Here is a 15,884-nt window from a genome sequence, read left to right on the forward strand (position 1 = left end):
TCAGCGTCGTCGTTAGATGCTCGCCTTTATATTTAATTTTGTTATGAGGATATAGTGGAAAACCTCTATATCAAGCTGAGTTCCTATCACATATAGAGGTAAGTGCAGTCCGTTAGCGCCTGCTGTTAGGTTTTCCCAAAAAACGCCGCTCCCGCCGGTTACCCCATAACACTGGAATAGCGACGTTGACCCAGCTGGAAACCTCTCCGCAAAAGGCCTGTAACGGCACATGGATCGAGTGCTTAGGGCTCCCCCTCACCCCCTTGGCCGTAGTCTAGCAGTAGTCCGAACTAACTTTCCGTTAACGATAACCATGAATAAGGAAAACATCATGAAATTAGTTAGATGGCTAGCCTTGATTTGCACGATACTGCCGGGGGTCGCGCTGGCCGGGCAACTTAGCATGGCGCGAATCACCCTCAACAGCGGCGATGAATTGAAATCGGCCAAGAAGCTTGGCCTCGACATCGTCCACTACCACAAACTGAAAAATCTGACCGCAGGCGTGAAAGGGGAATCCTTTACGGTGGAAGCGGTGTTGTCGCCTATTGATAAGGAAAAGCTGGATAAGGCCGGCATCAAGTGGGAGCCGATGCAGATGACGTCGCAGTTCCGCTCCGCCTTTTCCGCCAGCGGTGAAACCGCTTATCACAGCTTTGACGAACCTGAACTGGGTATTGAGGACCGCCTGTACGCCCTGGCGGAGAAATACCCCGCGCTGGTGACGCTGTATAAAATCGGCGAATCCCATCAGGGACGTCCTTTGATCGTCGCCAAACTTTCCCGTAAGACCTGGTGGGAGCGTTGGTTCGATCGCGGCGGCGACCTGAAGGACGGTTATGGCGTGAGTCATCAACCGCCTGGTCGTAAAAAGCCTGAGGTATTCTACGTGGCCACGCATCACGCCCGCGAATGGGTGGCGACGCAAATGGCCATGCGTTATATGGACTACCTGACCGAGAACTACGGCAAGATTGAGCGCATCACCAAGCTGCTGAATCATAACGAGCTGTGGATCATGCCGGTGGCTAACCCGGACGGCTACGAGTACACCTTCACCAACGAACGTCTGTGGCGGAAAAACCTGCGCGATAACGATGGCGACGGCCAGATCACGCTGCAGGACGGCGTCGACCTGAACCGTAACTTCGGCGAGCATTGGGGCCTGGACGACGAAGGCTCCAGCCCGGTGATGTCCGATCAGACCTATCGCGGACCTTCAGCGGGAAGCGAGCCGGAAACCGTGGCGCTGACCAGCTTTATTCAAGCCCATGACTTCCGTTTCACCTTGTCTTATCACACCTACAGCAACCTGATTCTGTATCCCTTCGGATGGCAGGTGCAGACGCCCAGCTTCGACAATCCTATTTTCGTGGCGCAGGCGGGTACTGACGACAATCCCGCTATCTACGACAGCATTATCGAAGCGGGCTATGATCCCGGCGTGAGCGCCGACCTGTACACCACCAATGGCGATTTCACTGACTGGTCCTACGGCGCGTTGGGCATTCCCTCCTACACCGTGGAGCTGACTTCCGGGCAGGATAAAGAGGGCAACTCCTACGGCTTTGAATTTCCAGACGATGAAAAAATGCTGCAGGCGGTTTTCAACGACAACCTGGAATTCGCTCTGACCATCGCGGAAAGCGCGAGAAGACCGGATAGTCCTGTTTCCGCCGTAGGCATCGAAACAGAGGACGTCTATCACGAGCCGCTGACCACTTCCTGGGGCGCAACTCAGTCTGTGGACATGCTGGCCAAGCGTCGCATCGGCGACCGCAGCTTCCTGGTTTATCAAGTGGACGGTGGTTCGCCTCAGCTGACTCGCTTCCGCAGAAAGTTCGGCGACCGTTACAACACGGAGCAGGGAACTTACTTCAATCGCTATGAGGCGAAGATTCGCGGCCAGGCCGCCGGCAGCACGGTCACCTATTGGATCAAAACCGTCAAAGGCGAAGAGTTCGGTCCATACAGCTACACCGTAGAAAAAGCCAGCGGCGCCAAAGTGCTGGTGGTGGCGGCGGAGGATTACACTGGCGAATACCCTGTGTATGAGAACAACACCGCTCCTAACTACCTCTCTTTCTACACTGACGCCCTGGACGGCGCCGGTTACTCCTACGACGTGTGGGACGTTGACGCCAGAGGCGCCGTGCCGCCAGCGCGTGAAGTCATGAGCCACTACGACGCGGTGATCTGGTATACCGGCGACGACTTTGTGTCGACCGTTCTGGAAGGCTTCCAGGCGCATGAGCAGATGAAGCTGCAGGCGCGTGAATACATCAACTACTGGGACGGCAAAGTCATGGCAACCGGCCAGGGCCTGTCAGAAGCGTCTACTGTCTACGCACAGTTCAACGATGACTTCTTCCAGTACTACATGGGCGCCTTCCTGCACCTGGAGACATCCGGTCTGGGCAAAGACGGCAATGCGCTGGACGTAGTAGGGCAGGATGACGACCCCATCATGGCGGGTCTGCGTTTCTCCCTGAACGGCGGCGACAGCGCCAACAACCAGCACACTCCTGACAGCTTCCTGGTCACCAGCAGCTTTGTGGACGAGTATCACCAGACTCTGGCGGCGACCTATGATCGCCCTGGCGGCGGCTTCAACCCCACTTCCGGCACGCACTATGTGTACAGCCAGCAAGCGGATCAGAGCTTCAAACGTCTGGGTGGAACCATCGAAGTACCAGCGGATGCGCCGTACATCACCTTCAACATGGCTCATGAAACTGAAGCGGATTGGGACTTCGTGTTTGTGGAAATCGCCGAGCAGGGCAGCGATAACTGGACCACTCTGCCGGAAGCCAATGGTTTGACCAGTCAGGATACCGGCGAAAGCTGTAAATCCGGCTGGGTCGACCTGCATCCGACATTGGCCCATTACATGGACGCCAGCTGTAATCCTACTGGAACCACCGGTCAGTGGAACGCCATGAGCGGCAGCAGCGCTGGTTTCCGCACCATGTTGTTTGACCTGTCCGCCTACGCTGGCAAAACCGTTGAAATCTACATTTCCTATGCCTCCGACTGGGGTACTCAGGGACTGGGCGTTTTCGTCGACGACGTGAAAGTCGGGGAAAATGACGCAGAAGATTTCGAAGACGGCTTCGGTCTGTGGCAGCCAGGCGCTCCCGATGGCGCGTTCAACATCAATAATTGGGATAACATCGAAGGCGCAGGCTTCGTTGACGGTCCCGTCATCCGTGACGAAGACACCATTTATATGGGCTTCGGTCTGGAAGGCGTCGATGGTTACGAAAACCGCGTTAAGCTGATTGAGCGTTCAATGAGTTACTTCGGTCTGTAATTTCAGACACTTCCACTTCTAGAGAGGGGCGCCCGCATTCGCAGGCGCCCCTTTTTTCTCCCCACTTTCTTGCAGACTTCGACTTTCGTCTATATCCTTCGCCGCCTTTTACGCGCTGCGCCGATTTGGGGCCAAGTTAGTTTTCGCGCCCTGTTTTCAGGCATGAATGTGATATTTGGCTGCGCGTAAATCATTCAAATTGTGCATTTAAATTGCAAATTGTTGACTAAAAGGTCAATATTTGCCGGTCATCATTGTCGTTGGCGCGCATATTGCTCTTCTGCTCTCTGTCAATAAATACACACAGCGCGGGGAGACGACTGCATATGTGGGGCGATGGGTCGGAAAAGTCCGGCTGCGTCGCAGGGGGCGGCAGCTTTCCCCGCGCGGTGATGTATTTGCAGGAAAACAATCAAAACAAAGCAAACACAGAAGTAGGAGTATTCATGACTCTCAAGAAACAGTCGGCCCTGGCCGCAGCAAGCGGCGCGTTGGTCGCCGGTCTGCTTTTTTCTTCAGCTGCGAGTGCTGTAGAAGTTCCGGAAGATATTCACGCCGCGGACTATCATTGGATGAACTGGCATCTGTATCGAGGGATTGATCAACGTGGCGGACCTTACAAGTTCGACGACACCTATTTCGAAATCGAGTTCGGCGGCCGTTCCGGCGCTTTGGACTTTTTCGGCTACGTGGATTTTCTGGATATTTTAGGCGACTCAGGCAATTCCGATAAAAATCGCGGCGATAACTTCTTCGCGGATATCGAGCCCCGTCTTTCCATCGACTACCTGACCGGAACGGATCTGTCTGTCGGCCCGGTTAAAGAATGGTATTTCGCCTTTGACCTATTGATGGCCGATGCAGGCGAATTTGGCGGCCTGCAGGTATTGTGGTCGGGTATCGGCACAGATACGGAGCTACCCTGGTTGGGTAAAACCGGCATTGCTGTCTACGCTCGTTATGTGGGTGAGAACTATGGCGCCAAGAATGAAGGCAGTTGGGACGGCTATGTCGCCCACATCAACTGGTTCAAGCCTTTTTACCACATCGGCGATGATTTCATTGCGTTCCAGGGATATACAGATTACGAGTTCGCCTCTGATCTGGGCGATGAACCGGGCCGTTCCTCCGACTCATTACAGTCCTACCTGGGCATCTGGTACCATTCCAAGCAATGGGCGGTCGGATATGGCGCCAAGGTATACCGCAACATGACTCAGTTCGAGGATGGTGCAGAAGGGTTTAATGGGCCGCAGGATACCACCGGCGTTGGCCATTACTTCAACCTGACCTACAAAATCTAGCCGCCGTCTACGCACCGTGTTACGCGGCGCGGAATTTCGGAGACGAATCCGAACGACCTGAAGACGCAACGACGTCTTGGGATTCGTCTCCTTTTTCAGGCAGGGAAATGACTTCAGGAAAGGGAACAATGCAGACAGTCTCCACTTACTATTTAGAAATGACTTCTCCGTCAGACTTACGGGCGAAAAGCCCGGTGGGAGAGTTGCAGATCATGGAATGCGCAATCCGGCAGTTTGAGTACAGCCGCTTTCTCTACACGTTGGTAGGCGGCGCCTGGGGATGGACCGACAAGTTGTCCTGGAGCGATGATCAGTGGCGGGATTATGCGGAGAACGAAAATCTGCGCACCTGGGTGGCTTACGTCAAAGGCTCACCGGCGGGTTACTTTGAACTGCAGAAACAGCCTGAACGACAAGTGGAAATTTCCTACTTCGGACTGGCCCCCAGATTTATTGGTCAAGGGCTCGGCGGCTATCTGCTCACCCAATGCATTCGCGAAGCGTGGAACTGGGGAGCAGAGCGGGTGTGGGTGCACACCTGTACGCTGGACCATCCTGGCGCGTTGGCCAACTATCAGGCCCGCGGCATGCGTTTGTACCTGACGGAGACCGACTGAAGCGTCTGCGAATCCCCGCCATTAAGTTCAGGCGCCTCTGAGGAAGTCTTCTATACTGAGGGGATAGGACTATCCCAGCCGGAGAAGTCTTGCCGGGAAGGAGCATTATGGCGGAGCTGGATGAACAGACGAATCGACTGACCTTAAAGCTGGTCTATTATGGCCCTGCGCTGAGTGGGAAAACCACGAATCTGGGCGCGCTGCACGAATTGTCTTCGCCGGAACTGAAAGGCGAGATGATGGTGCTGGAGACGCAAAAAGACCGCACGCTGTTTTTTGATCTGTTCCCGCTGGGATTCGAAGCGCCCAGCGGCCTGTTGATTCAACTCAAGCTCTACACTGTTCCGGGACAGGTGCAGCATGACAGCACCCGCAAAGCGGTTTTATCCCGCGCAGACGGCGTCGCCTTTATCGCGGATTCCCAGCATAACCAAAGCCATACCAACCTTGAGGCGTTTGAGAATCTCGCCGCCAACGCCGGTCGCGTGGGCATCGACTTCGAACGCCTGCCACTGGTGGTGCAATTCAATAAGCGCGACCTGAAAAATATCCTGAGCGAGCAAGAAATTCGCGAGCGCTGGGAGCCCAGTCCCTGGTGGCCGGTGGTGTTCGCCAGCGCGTTGCAGAATCAAGGGGTGTTGGAGACGCTGGAGCTGTTGCTGCAGCGGGTATACCCGGAGCTGGATGAAGAATTCAAGCTGGGCTCTGCGCATCAGTTGAGCCGGGAGGCGTTTGTCGCCGGCTTGTTGGGAAAATGACAGGATCAGAGGGGCGCTATCGTCGTGAATGACATTGATCCAGAGTTCACGCTTGCCGATCTATTGACGCCGAGAGACATTGAGTCGCTGCAAAATCGATTACCGCCGCTGTTGGAAACCTCCGCCTGTATCGTCCCTGTCCAGGACAAACCGGATGCTGACGCCTGGCCTATCCGCTATCAGATTCGTACGGTCGCCTACTTAGTCGCCTCAGCCCCCAAAGAAAAAGCGGAAGCCGCCTGCAAGTTGCTGGAAGCCATACTGCATCAGGCCGCCCGTTATCGGCTGGCGGCTTCCCTGCATCATCATGTGGTGGAGCAGGACTATGAGGAACTGCAGCTAAAGCATCAGGCTCTGCAGGAGTCGGAAGCGCGGTATCGGGAACTGGCGGAGCAGCTTGAGCGCAGGGTGGAGGAGCAGGTGGCGCAGATCGAGCTGCGTCGCAAGCAGGTTTACGAAGCGGAGAAACTGAGCGCATTGGGGCAGCTCGGCGCCGGCGTCGCTCATGAGATTAATAATCCCCTCGGGTTTATTCAGTCTAACCTGAACTCAGGTAAAGGCTACCTTCAGGATATCAGCGATGCGCTGACGGAAATGTCGCGCGGCCACGATGTGAAGGCGATTTTCAGTCGCTATGAACTGGACTTTGTCATCAAGGATCTGCATATCCTGATGGGCGACACTCTGGATGGCGTGGCGCGGGTCGCGAAAATCGTCAAGGATCTGAAAGGTTTCGCCGGCACGGATGGCGGCTCCAGACAGAAAGTGGCCATGGAAGAGCTGATGGAGAGCGTCTGCAATCTCGCCAAGCCGCTTATGGGCGGCCACATTCGTCTGCGCAAGGAATATGAGCCGACGCCGCCGGTGTGGGTGGACTATTCGGCGTTCTGCCAGGCGGTGTACGCCATCATGCTGAATGCGGTGCAGGCCATTGGCGAACGCGGTGAAGTGCTGGTGCAGTGTGGACTTGGCGCAAACGGGGTGCGCATTGTGATTGAAGACACCGGCTGCGGCATGGACACGGAGACTCAAAACCGTATTTTCGAACCGTTTTTCACCACCAAACCGGTGGGCTCCGGCACTGGACTGGGCATGACCTTATGCCGGGACATTATCCGCGCTCATGGCGGCGAGATTCAGGTCGCCAGCGAACCGGGCAAGGGCAGCCGTTTTTGCATTGAGCTGCCGGTGACGGAGGAAGCTTCCGGATAATTCATCTATGTCGAAATTCGCTTCTCTATTCGTCAATAACTCTGCTTCCGATCAGGATGAGGATAAAGCCAAGCCCAAAGTGTCATACAGCGTTTTGCTGGTGGATGATGAGCCTGCCGTACTGAATGCATTGAGCCGGGTTTTTCGTAAGGAGAGCTATGACATTCTCACCGCCAAAAATGCGATGGAAGCCCTGGAGATCATCAACCAGCGCCGTATTCATTTATTGATTTCCGACTACATGATGCCGGGAATGACGGGAGCGGATCTTCTGCGCAAGGTGAAGGAACAATCTCCTGACACCATCCGCATCATGCTGACCGGACAGGCGGACACGACTGCGGTGATGGCCGCCATCAACGAGGGCGCGGTCTATCGCTTTATTCTCAAGCCCTGGAATGACGATGATTTGCGCGTCACCGTCGCTCTGGCGCTGGAACAGTATGATCTCATTCAAAAGAACAAAGAGCTTGAGAAGACCAACGCCAAACAGCAAAAAGATCTGCAGGCGTTCAGCAAGCTGGCGCAGCAAAACCGCAGCCAGCTGGCGATCATGCTGCACAAGCATAACCTGCTGAACAAGCAGCAGGTGCAGGAGGTGTTCAAGCTGCAGCAAAGCCGTAAGGAGACGGTGATCAAACTGCTGCTGGAAAAGCAATGGATTGAGGAACGCAAGCTGGTGCAGCTCCTGAAGAAGGAAATGTTCTTTGAAGAGGTGGCGCTGGCGGAGTTTCAGGTCGAGCCGGCGACCTTGTCGCTGATTCCCATGTCGCTATGTCAGAAGCAACTTATCATCCCTCTCCGGGTCAGCGGCAAGCGCCTGTTATTGGCCATGGCGGACCCCCTCAACGTGGAGCTGATCGATGAACTGGGTTTTACCACGGGCATGCAGATTGACCCGGTAGTCGCCACGGTCAGCGCAATGGAAATGAAACTATCCGAGCTGTTTACGGAAGAGGAAACCTCCATTAAAGAGCTGGAAAGCGTGGTGATGGGGGTTGATCCTTTCGAAGGCATCGAAGTGGTCATCGAAGATGATGACGACGATTCTTTGGAAGATCTGCTCAGTCAAACCGAACAGCCGCCAGCGGTGCGCCTGGTCAATGCGATTATCATTGAGGCGTTGCGCCTGGGCGCCAGCGATATCCATATCCATCCCCGCACCAATCAGGTCATTGTGCGTTATCGCATAGACGGCGTGCTGGAGGACAAGATCCGTATTCCGCACAACATGCACATGTCCCTGGTCTCCCGCATTAAGGTCATGTCCGAGCTGGATATCACTGAACGCCGCCGTCCCCAGGATGGGCGCATTACGGTGAAAACGCCGATGCGGGTGGTGGATTTGCGCATTTCCACCCTACCCACGTTGAACGGGGAAAAAGTGGTAATGCGGGTGCTGGAGCGTAATTCCTCCGTGAAAAACCTGACCCACCTGGGACTGTCGGAACTCAACGCCAAACGCATGGAAGCCGCCATCAACAAACCCCAGGGCATGATTCTCGCCACGGGGCCCACCGGCAGCGGCAAAAGCACGTCGCTCTATGCGCTGCTGCAGCATAACGCCACGACGGAGAAGAATTACGTCACCATCGAAGACCCAGTGGAGTTTTATCTGGATATGGCCGGGCAGGTATCAGTGCGGGAGAAAATCGGCCTGAGTTTCGCCTCCATTTTGCGCGCTATTTTACGGCAGGACCCGGATATTATTCTGCTGGGAGAGATTCGTGACTTCGAGACGGCGGAAGTCGCACTGCATGCGGCGCTGACCGGGCACCTGGTGTTCTCCACCCTGCACACCAATTCCTCTATCGGCACCATCGCCCGTTTGCTGGACCTGGGCATCAAACCTTTCGTCGCGGCGCAGGCGTTGGAATGTATCATCGCTCAACGGTTAGTGCGGCGTATCTGCGACCATTGCCGTGAAGAAGTCACTCCCAATGAAGAGGAGATTTACCTGCTGGGCCCGCTGTTCGATGACCCCCACCTGAAAACCTATCGTGGCCGCGGCTGCCACAAATGCAACCACGGCTATAAAGGCCGCATCGGCCTGTATGAAGTCCTCACCATGACAGAAGAACTGCGCCACCACATCGCCGGCGGCGCCTCCAGTAAAGAACTCCACGATATCGCCGTCGCCAACGGTCTGGTCACCCTCGTCGACGACGCCAAATCCCGCGTCCACAACGGCCTCACCACCACCTACGAAGTCCTGCGGGTACTGGGAACGCAGATTGAAGTGTAAAAATTAGAAATTTTAGTGGAGGGTATAAAATAATTACTAGATAAATATCCTGATATGTTCTTATTTTACTTGGCGTTTGCTTTTTTTGTATTTTCAGTGTCAATTTTTGTGTCTTTTTTATCTCTGGATTTTTCTATTTTTTGTACTAGTAATTCATATGTGTGCATCGATCATTTATATAATATAAATTTATATATTTATAACGGAATGGGTGTTTTATGCATGAGGAAAAATCTTCTGGTGATGATGATAAAAGTTTAGTGCATAGTGATTACCAAATAAGATGGAAGAATTATAGAAGGTTTGAGGATACAGACTGGATTACAATTAAACCTATCACAATTCTCATTGGTGCAAATAATTGTGGTAAGAGCAGTATATTGGCTCCTCTTTTGCTTCTTAACCAAACTATAAAATCTAACGATACTGAAACGCCTTTAGTAACTAGGGGAAGGCTTATTGATGCGGGTAACTATAAGGACTTTATTCATCATCATGAGGAAAATAGAAATTTATTCTTAGGATTAAGATTCCATCTTCATGAAAACAGAAAGGCAAATAAGCCGGTAGGAAGCTATCCCCCTGGAGCTATTGAATTAACCTTTTCCAAAGGTAGGGAAGCTCATCAACTAATTCTCAATAAATATGAGCTTTATGACATATTTAAGAGGAAATATTTGTCTCAATCATTGAATAAAAGTGGAAAATACTCTCTGAGCGGAAATATCTCATATTCTAAAATGAGTGATAGAGAAAAGGCTGCAGTTTTAAAGTCTGAAGTGGTTAACTTTCTATTCTCTCCTACGTCTACATTGTACTCACTGGAATTACCTAGCGATGAGAGTGAGGAGTCTGAGGTTGAAAGATTTTCAGAAGAGTTTTCACATTATTTAAGAGCTATTGGTTACGCCTTCTCTGAAATAAGAAGCTTATTTCAAAATTTGAGTTATGTGGGTCCACTGAGAAAGAAAATAGAAAGATATTACAGAATTGCATCTGAAACACCTCAGACTGTTGGGCCTCAAGGTGAAAATGCACCCAACTTATTCAGGCGTAACTACGAAAATCTCAAGCATGACGTTGATAGATGGGTAAAGCACTTTGAATTTGGTGACTCTCTACATTTTGACGATGTGAATGATGACATTTTTCAGTTATTTCTTGGTTCTGGGGATCAGAGAGTAAATGTTGCTGATGTAGGGTTTGGAGCATCTCAAGTATTGCCTCTAATTATTCAGGCGCTTGCAGCTCCTCCTGATAGTCTAACATTGGCAGAGCAGCCGGAGATTCATTTGAATCCAAGACTCCAGTGTGCATTAGCCGACTTATTTGTACATATGGCCAATAACGGTCATAGAGTTTTAGTGGAAACTCATAGTGAACACTTAATAATGCGACTCCGAAAGTTTGTCGCAAATGGTGATATAAAAAAGGATGATGTCGCTCTTTATTTTTTAGAGAGAGATGGTGACAGGTCAGTTATTAAACAAGTTAATATAGAAAATAATGGGCATATTAATACGGAATCATGGCCAAAAGGATTTTTTGATGATGCACTTCGCGAAGCTCTAGCACTAGCGAGCGCTCAAGCAAAAATTAGGAGTAAATGATGTGCATATTTGATGTAACTATAGACACTAATGTGTTGATGCATGGCAGCAACCCTAATGAAAATCGATTTCATGATACTGTAGAATTTTTGCAACTTCTTTTAGAGTGTGAGACGCATATATGTGTTGATATGGGTTTTAATTTCGAGGAGGGAGTTAATAATAGCATTATTGGGCATGAGTACTTAACGAAACTTGTTCACGGACAGTTTGGTTATGCTGTTATTACTCAAATGGCGCAAACAGGGAGGATTGACATGGTGGAAACTGATATCGGAATGGCTAAGAATCGCTCCCTTATAAATATGATTTCTAATAAGCATGATAGAGTCTTTGTTAGAGTTGCAGCAAACTCTCGGGCGCACGTACTAGTTTCTCACGATCTAAGGGACTTTCCTCCTCGCACAAGAAAAGAGCTTAAGAAATTATTTGAGTTATTTGTTTCAGAAGCGTCAGAAGCTAAGAACTTATTGGCAGATGAGTAGTTTGAAAGTCCCCTAGATTATTTTCTACCATCTGGGGGATTTTGAATTGCTCAACAAAGATCCGCATCCTCAACCCTGAGGATCGCCAGGCCGGGGCTGCCTGCAGTGCTGGTTCGGGTGAGGACGGCTTCGATGAAATAGGCGTTTTGCGAGAAGTCGAAGCTGGTGGTCCAACAGCCGTCGCTGACGCTATGGGTCTGGTAAGCCGCGTTGGCGGGGCGGGTGTTGCTGTCCAGCGTCAGCAGCGTGGTGGTGAGACCGGAATTGTAGTTGTACTGGCGCAGTGACAGCACGACTCTGGCGTCGCTTCCGTTATCGCGGAAACGGGCGCTGAGGCGCTTGTTGACGCCGCCGTTATCGAGATCGGCGATGGCGGTGACGTTATAACGTAAGGTAACGCTGCTGGATGCCGGCGCTGCGCCACTGATCTGGGCGACGCCGCTGGAGAAGTTAACTTCCGCCGCATCCGCCTCATCGACAACGCCAGTGGAGCCCACCGCCGTCCACGGCGAAGCCGCCCAGGCCGCGCCTACAAAACCGGTCGCCAGTGTGAAAGCGCTGGCTTGCATTAAAGTCGTCAGTTTTTGAGAAGGGCGTAGCCAATAAAATAGAGTGCTAAGAGATCTGCTGACTCGTTCCATACTAGCTGTCTCCGTTTTTATAAGAGCGGCGTGTCCGGCCGCCGGGCGGGCTCCGGCGTATGACGCCGGAACACAGCAAGCTTAGACTGGGAAGGGCGATTGCGCGTGGGAATATGTCGCAGCGGAGGCGTTAAAAAGTACCTCGACAATCGCTTTACGTTATGGAAACGTGCGCTGAAGGAGCAACTCTGCTGGCTTATTGCTGCAAAGCCAGAATCATTCCGCCGCCCACCGCCAGGCTGACTAGCATGCCCAGTGCGGGAGCGTAAAACTGCGGTTTTTTATAGTGTTTGTACAGATTGATAAGAATCAGTGCGACGAAGGCGATCAGCGCCAGAGACAGAGCGGGAATCGCCAACGGCTTGAACATGACGGAGGCGGTGCCGGCGATCACTAGTCCTGCGAGGAAAACCAGCCCCATTTTGGCGTCATGAAAAAAGATCTGCATGAACATGAAACTCGCGCTGGCGAAGAAGATCACGAACAGGACGGTGAACAGATTGAGGTTGGTTAAAACTACTTCGGACATGTGAATTCCACGCGCTGATTGGGCTGAAGGTCTGGTGCGAGCCCGACGATCATAATCCACCCTGACGAAAAAGCAATTCCGGGTAGGGCGTATAGGTAAACAGACTCTATCTCTAATCCAGAGTGCGTCGGTACCGGCGTAAGCCAACCGCCATCATTACCGCGGTGAAGGCCAGCAATGGCCATAAGTGCTCCCAGGCGACCGTCCATTCGTTGCCCTTTAACAATAAGCCACGGATAAAACGCAGGAAATGCGTCAGCGGCAGCGCTTCGCCAATAATTTGGGCCCATTGCGGCATACCGCGAAAGGGAAACATAAAGCCGGACAGCAGGATGGACGGCATGAAAAAGAAAAACGACATCTGCATGGCCTGAGCCTGATTACGCGCCACGCTGGAAATGGTGATGCCGACGGTGAGGTTGGCCAGTATAAACAGCAACACGCCGAGCATCAGCAGTAACGCCGAGCCCAGCATTGGCACATGAAACACCCACAGGGCCGCGGCGAGAATAACGAGCACCTGAATGTAACCGATCAGGATATAAGGCGTGATTTTTCCGACCATGACCTCCAGCGGCTGCACCGGCATGGCCAGCAGATTTTCCATGGTGCCGCGTTCGTGCTCGCGGGTGATGGCCAGGGAAGTCATCATGATCATCGTCATGGTCAGAATCACGCCCATCAGGCCCGGAACGATGTTGTACTGGGTGACGCCCTCAGGGTTATAGCGGCGATGGATATCGATGGAAAACGGCGCGCCTTTGCTCTGCAAGGAGGCCAGCGGGCCGTTGAGGTCGTGAGCCAGGGCGGTGTTGGGTATCTGTTTGATCGCCGCCAGGGCGTTGGACGTGGCGGCGGGGTCGGTGGCGTCCGCTTCCAGCAGCAGGCTTGGTTGCTCGCCACGCAACAGGCGCCGGGTAAAGTCGGCGGGAATGTTGATGACAAACTGCGCCGCGCCGCGGGCCAGGATCTCATTGGCGGTTTGCTCGGAGTCGGTAATCTCGGTGACATTGAAGTAGCGGGTGTTGACGATGGCCTGGATGATGCTGCGGGTATAAGCGCTGGATTCCGCGCTGCGCACCGCCATGGGCAGCTCTTTGGGGTCCGAATTGATGGCGAAACCGAACAGCGCAAGTTGAATCAGGGGAATGCCAATGATCATGGCGAAAGTCAGCCGGTCGCGGCGCAACTGAATAAACTCTTTGGCGACCACCGCCCACAAGCGGATGGGAGAAAGCAGCGTCACCATCTTTTTTCCTCCGAGCTGCGCATCAGCTGAATAAACACGTCTTCAAGCCGCGGCTGGGTGCGCTCAGGATTGACGTCTTCCTGCTCCGCGAAGGCGCTCAGATCCTTCTCCAGTTGCTGGGCGTCCGTGCCGGACACAAACAAACGGGTTCCAAACGGCGCGACCTGTTCCACTGCGTCGATATGCCTGAGCTTTTCCGCCACCTGATGAATGTCGGCGCTTTCTATGCGCCAGGTGGCCAGACCGGAATCGGCGATCAGAGACCGGGGCGACCCTTCGCCCACCAAGTGACCGTAAGCGATATAAGCGAGGCGATTGCAGCGCTCGGCTTCGTCCATGTAGTGGGTGGACACCAGCACGGTAACGCCTTCATCCGCCAGGCGATGGATCTCCTCCCAGAAATCCCGTCGCGCCTCCGGATCGACCCCGGACGTGGGCTCGTCCAGCAGCAACAGCTTGGGCTTGTGCAGCATGCAGGCGGTCAGCGCCAGCCGTTGTTTCCAGCCGCCGGACAGTTCACCCGCCAATTGCGTCTGACGGCTTTTCATTCCCAGATTATCCAGCGCTTCGTCCACCGCTTGACGGCGCTCCTGCAAATGGTACATACGGGCGACAAACTCCAGGTTCTCCCGCACGCTGAGATCTTCATAAAAGCTGAAGCGCTGGGTCATGTAGCCGACCTGGCGTTTGATATGACGGGCTTCTTTGATGATGTCGTATCCGAGACAGCGGCCTTCTCCTTCATCCGGCGTGAGCAATCCGCACAGCAGGCGAATGGTGGTGGTTTTGCCGCTGCCGTTGGGGCCCAGAAAGCCGAAAATATCGCCTTTATATACGCTGAGGCTGACTTTATTCACCGCCACCTTGCCGCCGAAGGACTTCGACATGTCCTTGACCTTAATGATCTCCTCGCGGTTATTCATGGCCATTCAGTCCAGGGGGATCGATATCCACGGGCTGCCCCGGATGCAGTTGCGACGACCTGTCAGCGGCGGGCCAGGCCTTCACCAGATACACAAACTTGTCCCGACTGTCTTTACTGTAGATATAGGGGGGCGTGAATTCCGCGTTAGGGCTGATATAGCGCACGGTGGCCATGAACGGCGCGCCGCAGCCGTCACAGTGAACGCTGACCTGATCTCCGGTTTTAATTGCATGCAGCGCGGTTTCCGGTACGAAAAAGCGCACGTTGATCCGTTCCGGCGGCAATAGCTCCACCACCGGCTGTCCGGCGGGCACAAATTCACCCGGGCGATATAGCACCTGCCGCACCAGCGCCGATGTCGGCGCCGCCTGTTGTTTCTGCTGCAGACTCCAGCGCGCTTCCCGCAAACTGGCCTGCGCGGCCGCCACTTGCGCTTTGGCCGCCTCCAACTGGTCGGAACGGGCGGCGAGACGCGCGCTGCTCATTTGCGCTTCAACTTCCTGAATCTGGCGCAGGTTGCGTTCATGCGCGGTTTCCGCTTCGTCGAGACTGGAACGACTGGCGAGTTTGTTGGCGTATAGGTCGCGAGCGCGCAGTAGCTGTTTGGAAGAGAGTTCGGCGGCGGCCTGGGCTTGTTCGTATTGGGCTTCGATTACCGCCAGTTCCTGCGGTCGTTTGCCTTTCTCCAAGTCCGCCAGTTCGGCGCGGGCGCGCTGTAATTGCGCCTCGGCCTGTTGTTCCGCTGCGCGTTGGGGCTCATCGTCAATGCTGAACAGGTGAGCGTCGACGCTCACCTGATCGCCTTCCTCCACCGCAATCTCAGTGAGCGCGCCGGCGGAAGGCGCTGCGATAAATATCGAGTCGCCCTCGACATAACCCTGCCAGTGCTCGCTTGCGGCGGAATCGCAGCCTGTCAACGCCAGTAGGGCCACCAGCGCAGCAAAATATCCATAATCCATTGTTCAGCTCCTTGAACCGGAATAGGCGCCGCCTTTG

The 15,884-nt window shown here is 53.6% G+C and carries 13 protein-coding genes; 8 read left to right on the forward strand and 5 right to left on the reverse strand.

The window, feature by feature from the left end; all coding sequences use genetic code 11:
* Positions 1–331 precede the first annotated feature (331 nt).
* The 8 genes from EUZ85_RS03605 to EUZ85_RS03640 all read left to right on the forward strand — a co-directional run bounded on the left by EUZ85_RS03605 (position 332) and on the right by EUZ85_RS03640 (position 11,544).
* The gene (locus EUZ85_RS03605; RefSeq protein ID WP_127967961.1) at positions 332–3,313 is read left to right on the forward strand and encodes a M14 family metallopeptidase; all 2,982 of its coding nucleotides are present in this window, start codon (positions 332–334) and stop codon (positions 3,311–3,313) included.
* Positions 3,314–3,759: 446 nt separating this feature from the next.
* Positions 3,760–4,617, forward strand: coding sequence for an outer membrane protein OmpK (locus tag EUZ85_RS03610; protein WP_127967962.1), 858 nt, complete (start codon positions 3,760–3,762; stop codon positions 4,615–4,617).
* 128 nt (positions 4,618–4,745) lie between these two features.
* Complete coding sequence (locus tag EUZ85_RS03615; RefSeq protein ID WP_127967963.1) at positions 4,746–5,234, forward strand: GNAT family N-acetyltransferase; 489 nt, start codon at positions 4,746–4,748, stop codon at positions 5,232–5,234.
* 107 nt (positions 5,235–5,341) lie between these two features.
* Positions 5,342–5,992: an ATP/GTP-binding protein gene (locus EUZ85_RS03620; protein ID WP_127967964.1), complete on the forward strand. Its 651-nt coding sequence runs from the start codon at positions 5,342–5,344 to the stop codon at positions 5,990–5,992.
* Positions 5,993–6,016: 24 nt separating this feature from the next.
* Positions 6,017–7,204, forward strand: coding sequence for a sensor histidine kinase (locus EUZ85_RS03625; RefSeq protein ID WP_127967965.1), 1,188 nt, complete (start codon positions 6,017–6,019; stop codon positions 7,202–7,204).
* Positions 7,205–7,211: 7 nt separating this feature from the next.
* The gene (locus EUZ85_RS03630; protein WP_127967966.1) at positions 7,212–9,449 is read left to right on the forward strand and encodes an ATPase, T2SS/T4P/T4SS family; all 2,238 of its coding nucleotides are present in this window, start codon (positions 7,212–7,214) and stop codon (positions 9,447–9,449) included.
* 218 nt (positions 9,450–9,667) lie between these two features.
* Complete coding sequence (locus EUZ85_RS03635) at positions 9,668–11,059, forward strand: DUF3696 domain-containing protein (protein WP_011394224.1); 1,392 nt, start codon at positions 9,668–9,670, stop codon at positions 11,057–11,059.
* The gene (locus EUZ85_RS03640; protein ID WP_127967967.1) at positions 11,059–11,544 is read left to right on the forward strand and encodes a hypothetical protein; all 486 of its coding nucleotides are present in this window, start codon (positions 11,059–11,061) and stop codon (positions 11,542–11,544) included. Before EUZ85_RS03635 ends, EUZ85_RS03640 begins: the two co-directional genes overlap by 1 nt.
* Positions 11,545–11,594: 50 nt before the next feature.
* Here EUZ85_RS03640 and EUZ85_RS03645 read toward each other — a convergent pair whose 3' ends face one another.
* The 5 genes from EUZ85_RS03645 to EUZ85_RS03665 form a co-directional block, all read right to left on the reverse strand.
* Positions 11,595–12,113, reverse strand: a complete 519-nt coding sequence (locus EUZ85_RS03645) for a hypothetical protein (RefSeq protein WP_246842218.1) — start codon at positions 12,111–12,113, stop codon at positions 11,595–11,597.
* Positions 12,114–12,381: 268 nt separating this feature from the next.
* Positions 12,382–12,714 carry a hypothetical protein gene (locus EUZ85_RS03650; RefSeq protein WP_127967969.1) on the reverse strand — a complete coding sequence of 111 codons (333 nt, stop codon included), beginning with the start codon at positions 12,712–12,714 and terminating at the stop codon, positions 12,382–12,384.
* Positions 12,715–12,826: 112 nt separating this feature from the next.
* A complete protein-coding gene (locus EUZ85_RS03655; RefSeq protein WP_127967970.1) occupies positions 12,827–13,963 on the reverse strand; it encodes an ABC transporter permease in 1,137 nt (378 codons plus the stop codon).
* The gene (locus EUZ85_RS03660) at positions 13,957–14,886 is read right to left on the reverse strand and encodes an ABC transporter ATP-binding protein (RefSeq protein WP_127967971.1); all 930 of its coding nucleotides are present in this window, start codon (positions 14,884–14,886) and stop codon (positions 13,957–13,959) included. The genes EUZ85_RS03655 and EUZ85_RS03660 overlap by 7 nt, the downstream gene beginning before the upstream one ends.
* Positions 14,879–15,847, reverse strand: coding sequence for an HlyD family secretion protein (locus EUZ85_RS03665; protein ID WP_127967972.1), 969 nt, complete (start codon positions 15,845–15,847; stop codon positions 14,879–14,881). The genes EUZ85_RS03660 and EUZ85_RS03665 overlap by 8 nt, the downstream gene beginning before the upstream one ends.
* Between the last annotated feature and the right edge of the window lie 37 nt (positions 15,848–15,884).

This window comes from Hahella sp. KA22 (genome assembly GCF_004135205.1).
GTDB lineage: Bacteria > Pseudomonadota > Gammaproteobacteria > Pseudomonadales > Oleiphilaceae > Hahella.

Bases quoted from the DNA above. Each gene is read 5' to 3' on its own strand.
- EUZ85_RS03605 (WP_127967961.1), top strand. From the start codon at position 332: ATGAAATTAGTTAGATGGCTAGCCTTGATTTGCACGATACTGCCGGGG.
- EUZ85_RS03610 (WP_127967962.1), top strand. From the start codon at position 3,760: ATGACTCTCAAGAAACAGTCGGCCCTGGCCGCAGCAAGCGGCGCGTTG.
- EUZ85_RS03615 (WP_127967963.1), top strand. From the start codon at position 4,746: ATGCAGACAGTCTCCACTTACTATTTAGAAATGACTTCTCCGTCAGAC.
- EUZ85_RS03620 (WP_127967964.1), top strand. From the start codon at position 5,342: ATGGCGGAGCTGGATGAACAGACGAATCGACTGACCTTAAAGCTGGTC.
- EUZ85_RS03630 (WP_127967966.1), top strand. From the start codon at position 7,212: ATGTCGAAATTCGCTTCTCTATTCGTCAATAACTCTGCTTCCGATCAG.
- EUZ85_RS03635 (WP_011394224.1), top strand. From the start codon at position 9,668: ATGCATGAGGAAAAATCTTCTGGTGATGATGATAAAAGTTTAGTGCAT.
- EUZ85_RS03640 (WP_127967967.1), top strand. From the start codon at position 11,059: ATGTGCATATTTGATGTAACTATAGACACTAATGTGTTGATGCATGGC.
- EUZ85_RS03645 (WP_246842218.1), bottom strand. From the start codon at position 12,113: ATGCAAGCCAGCGCTTTCACACTGGCGACCGGTTTTGTAGGCGCGGCC.
- EUZ85_RS03650 (WP_127967969.1), bottom strand. From the start codon at position 12,714: ATGTCCGAAGTAGTTTTAACCAACCTCAATCTGTTCACCGTCCTGTTC.
- EUZ85_RS03655 (WP_127967970.1), bottom strand. From the start codon at position 13,963: ATGGTGACGCTGCTTTCTCCCATCCGCTTGTGGGCGGTGGTCGCCAAA.
- EUZ85_RS03660 (WP_127967971.1), bottom strand. From the start codon at position 14,886: ATGAATAACCGCGAGGAGATCATTAAGGTCAAGGACATGTCGAAGTCC.
- EUZ85_RS03665 (WP_127967972.1), bottom strand. From the start codon at position 15,847: ATGGATTATGGATATTTTGCTGCGCTGGTGGCCCTACTGGCGTTGACA.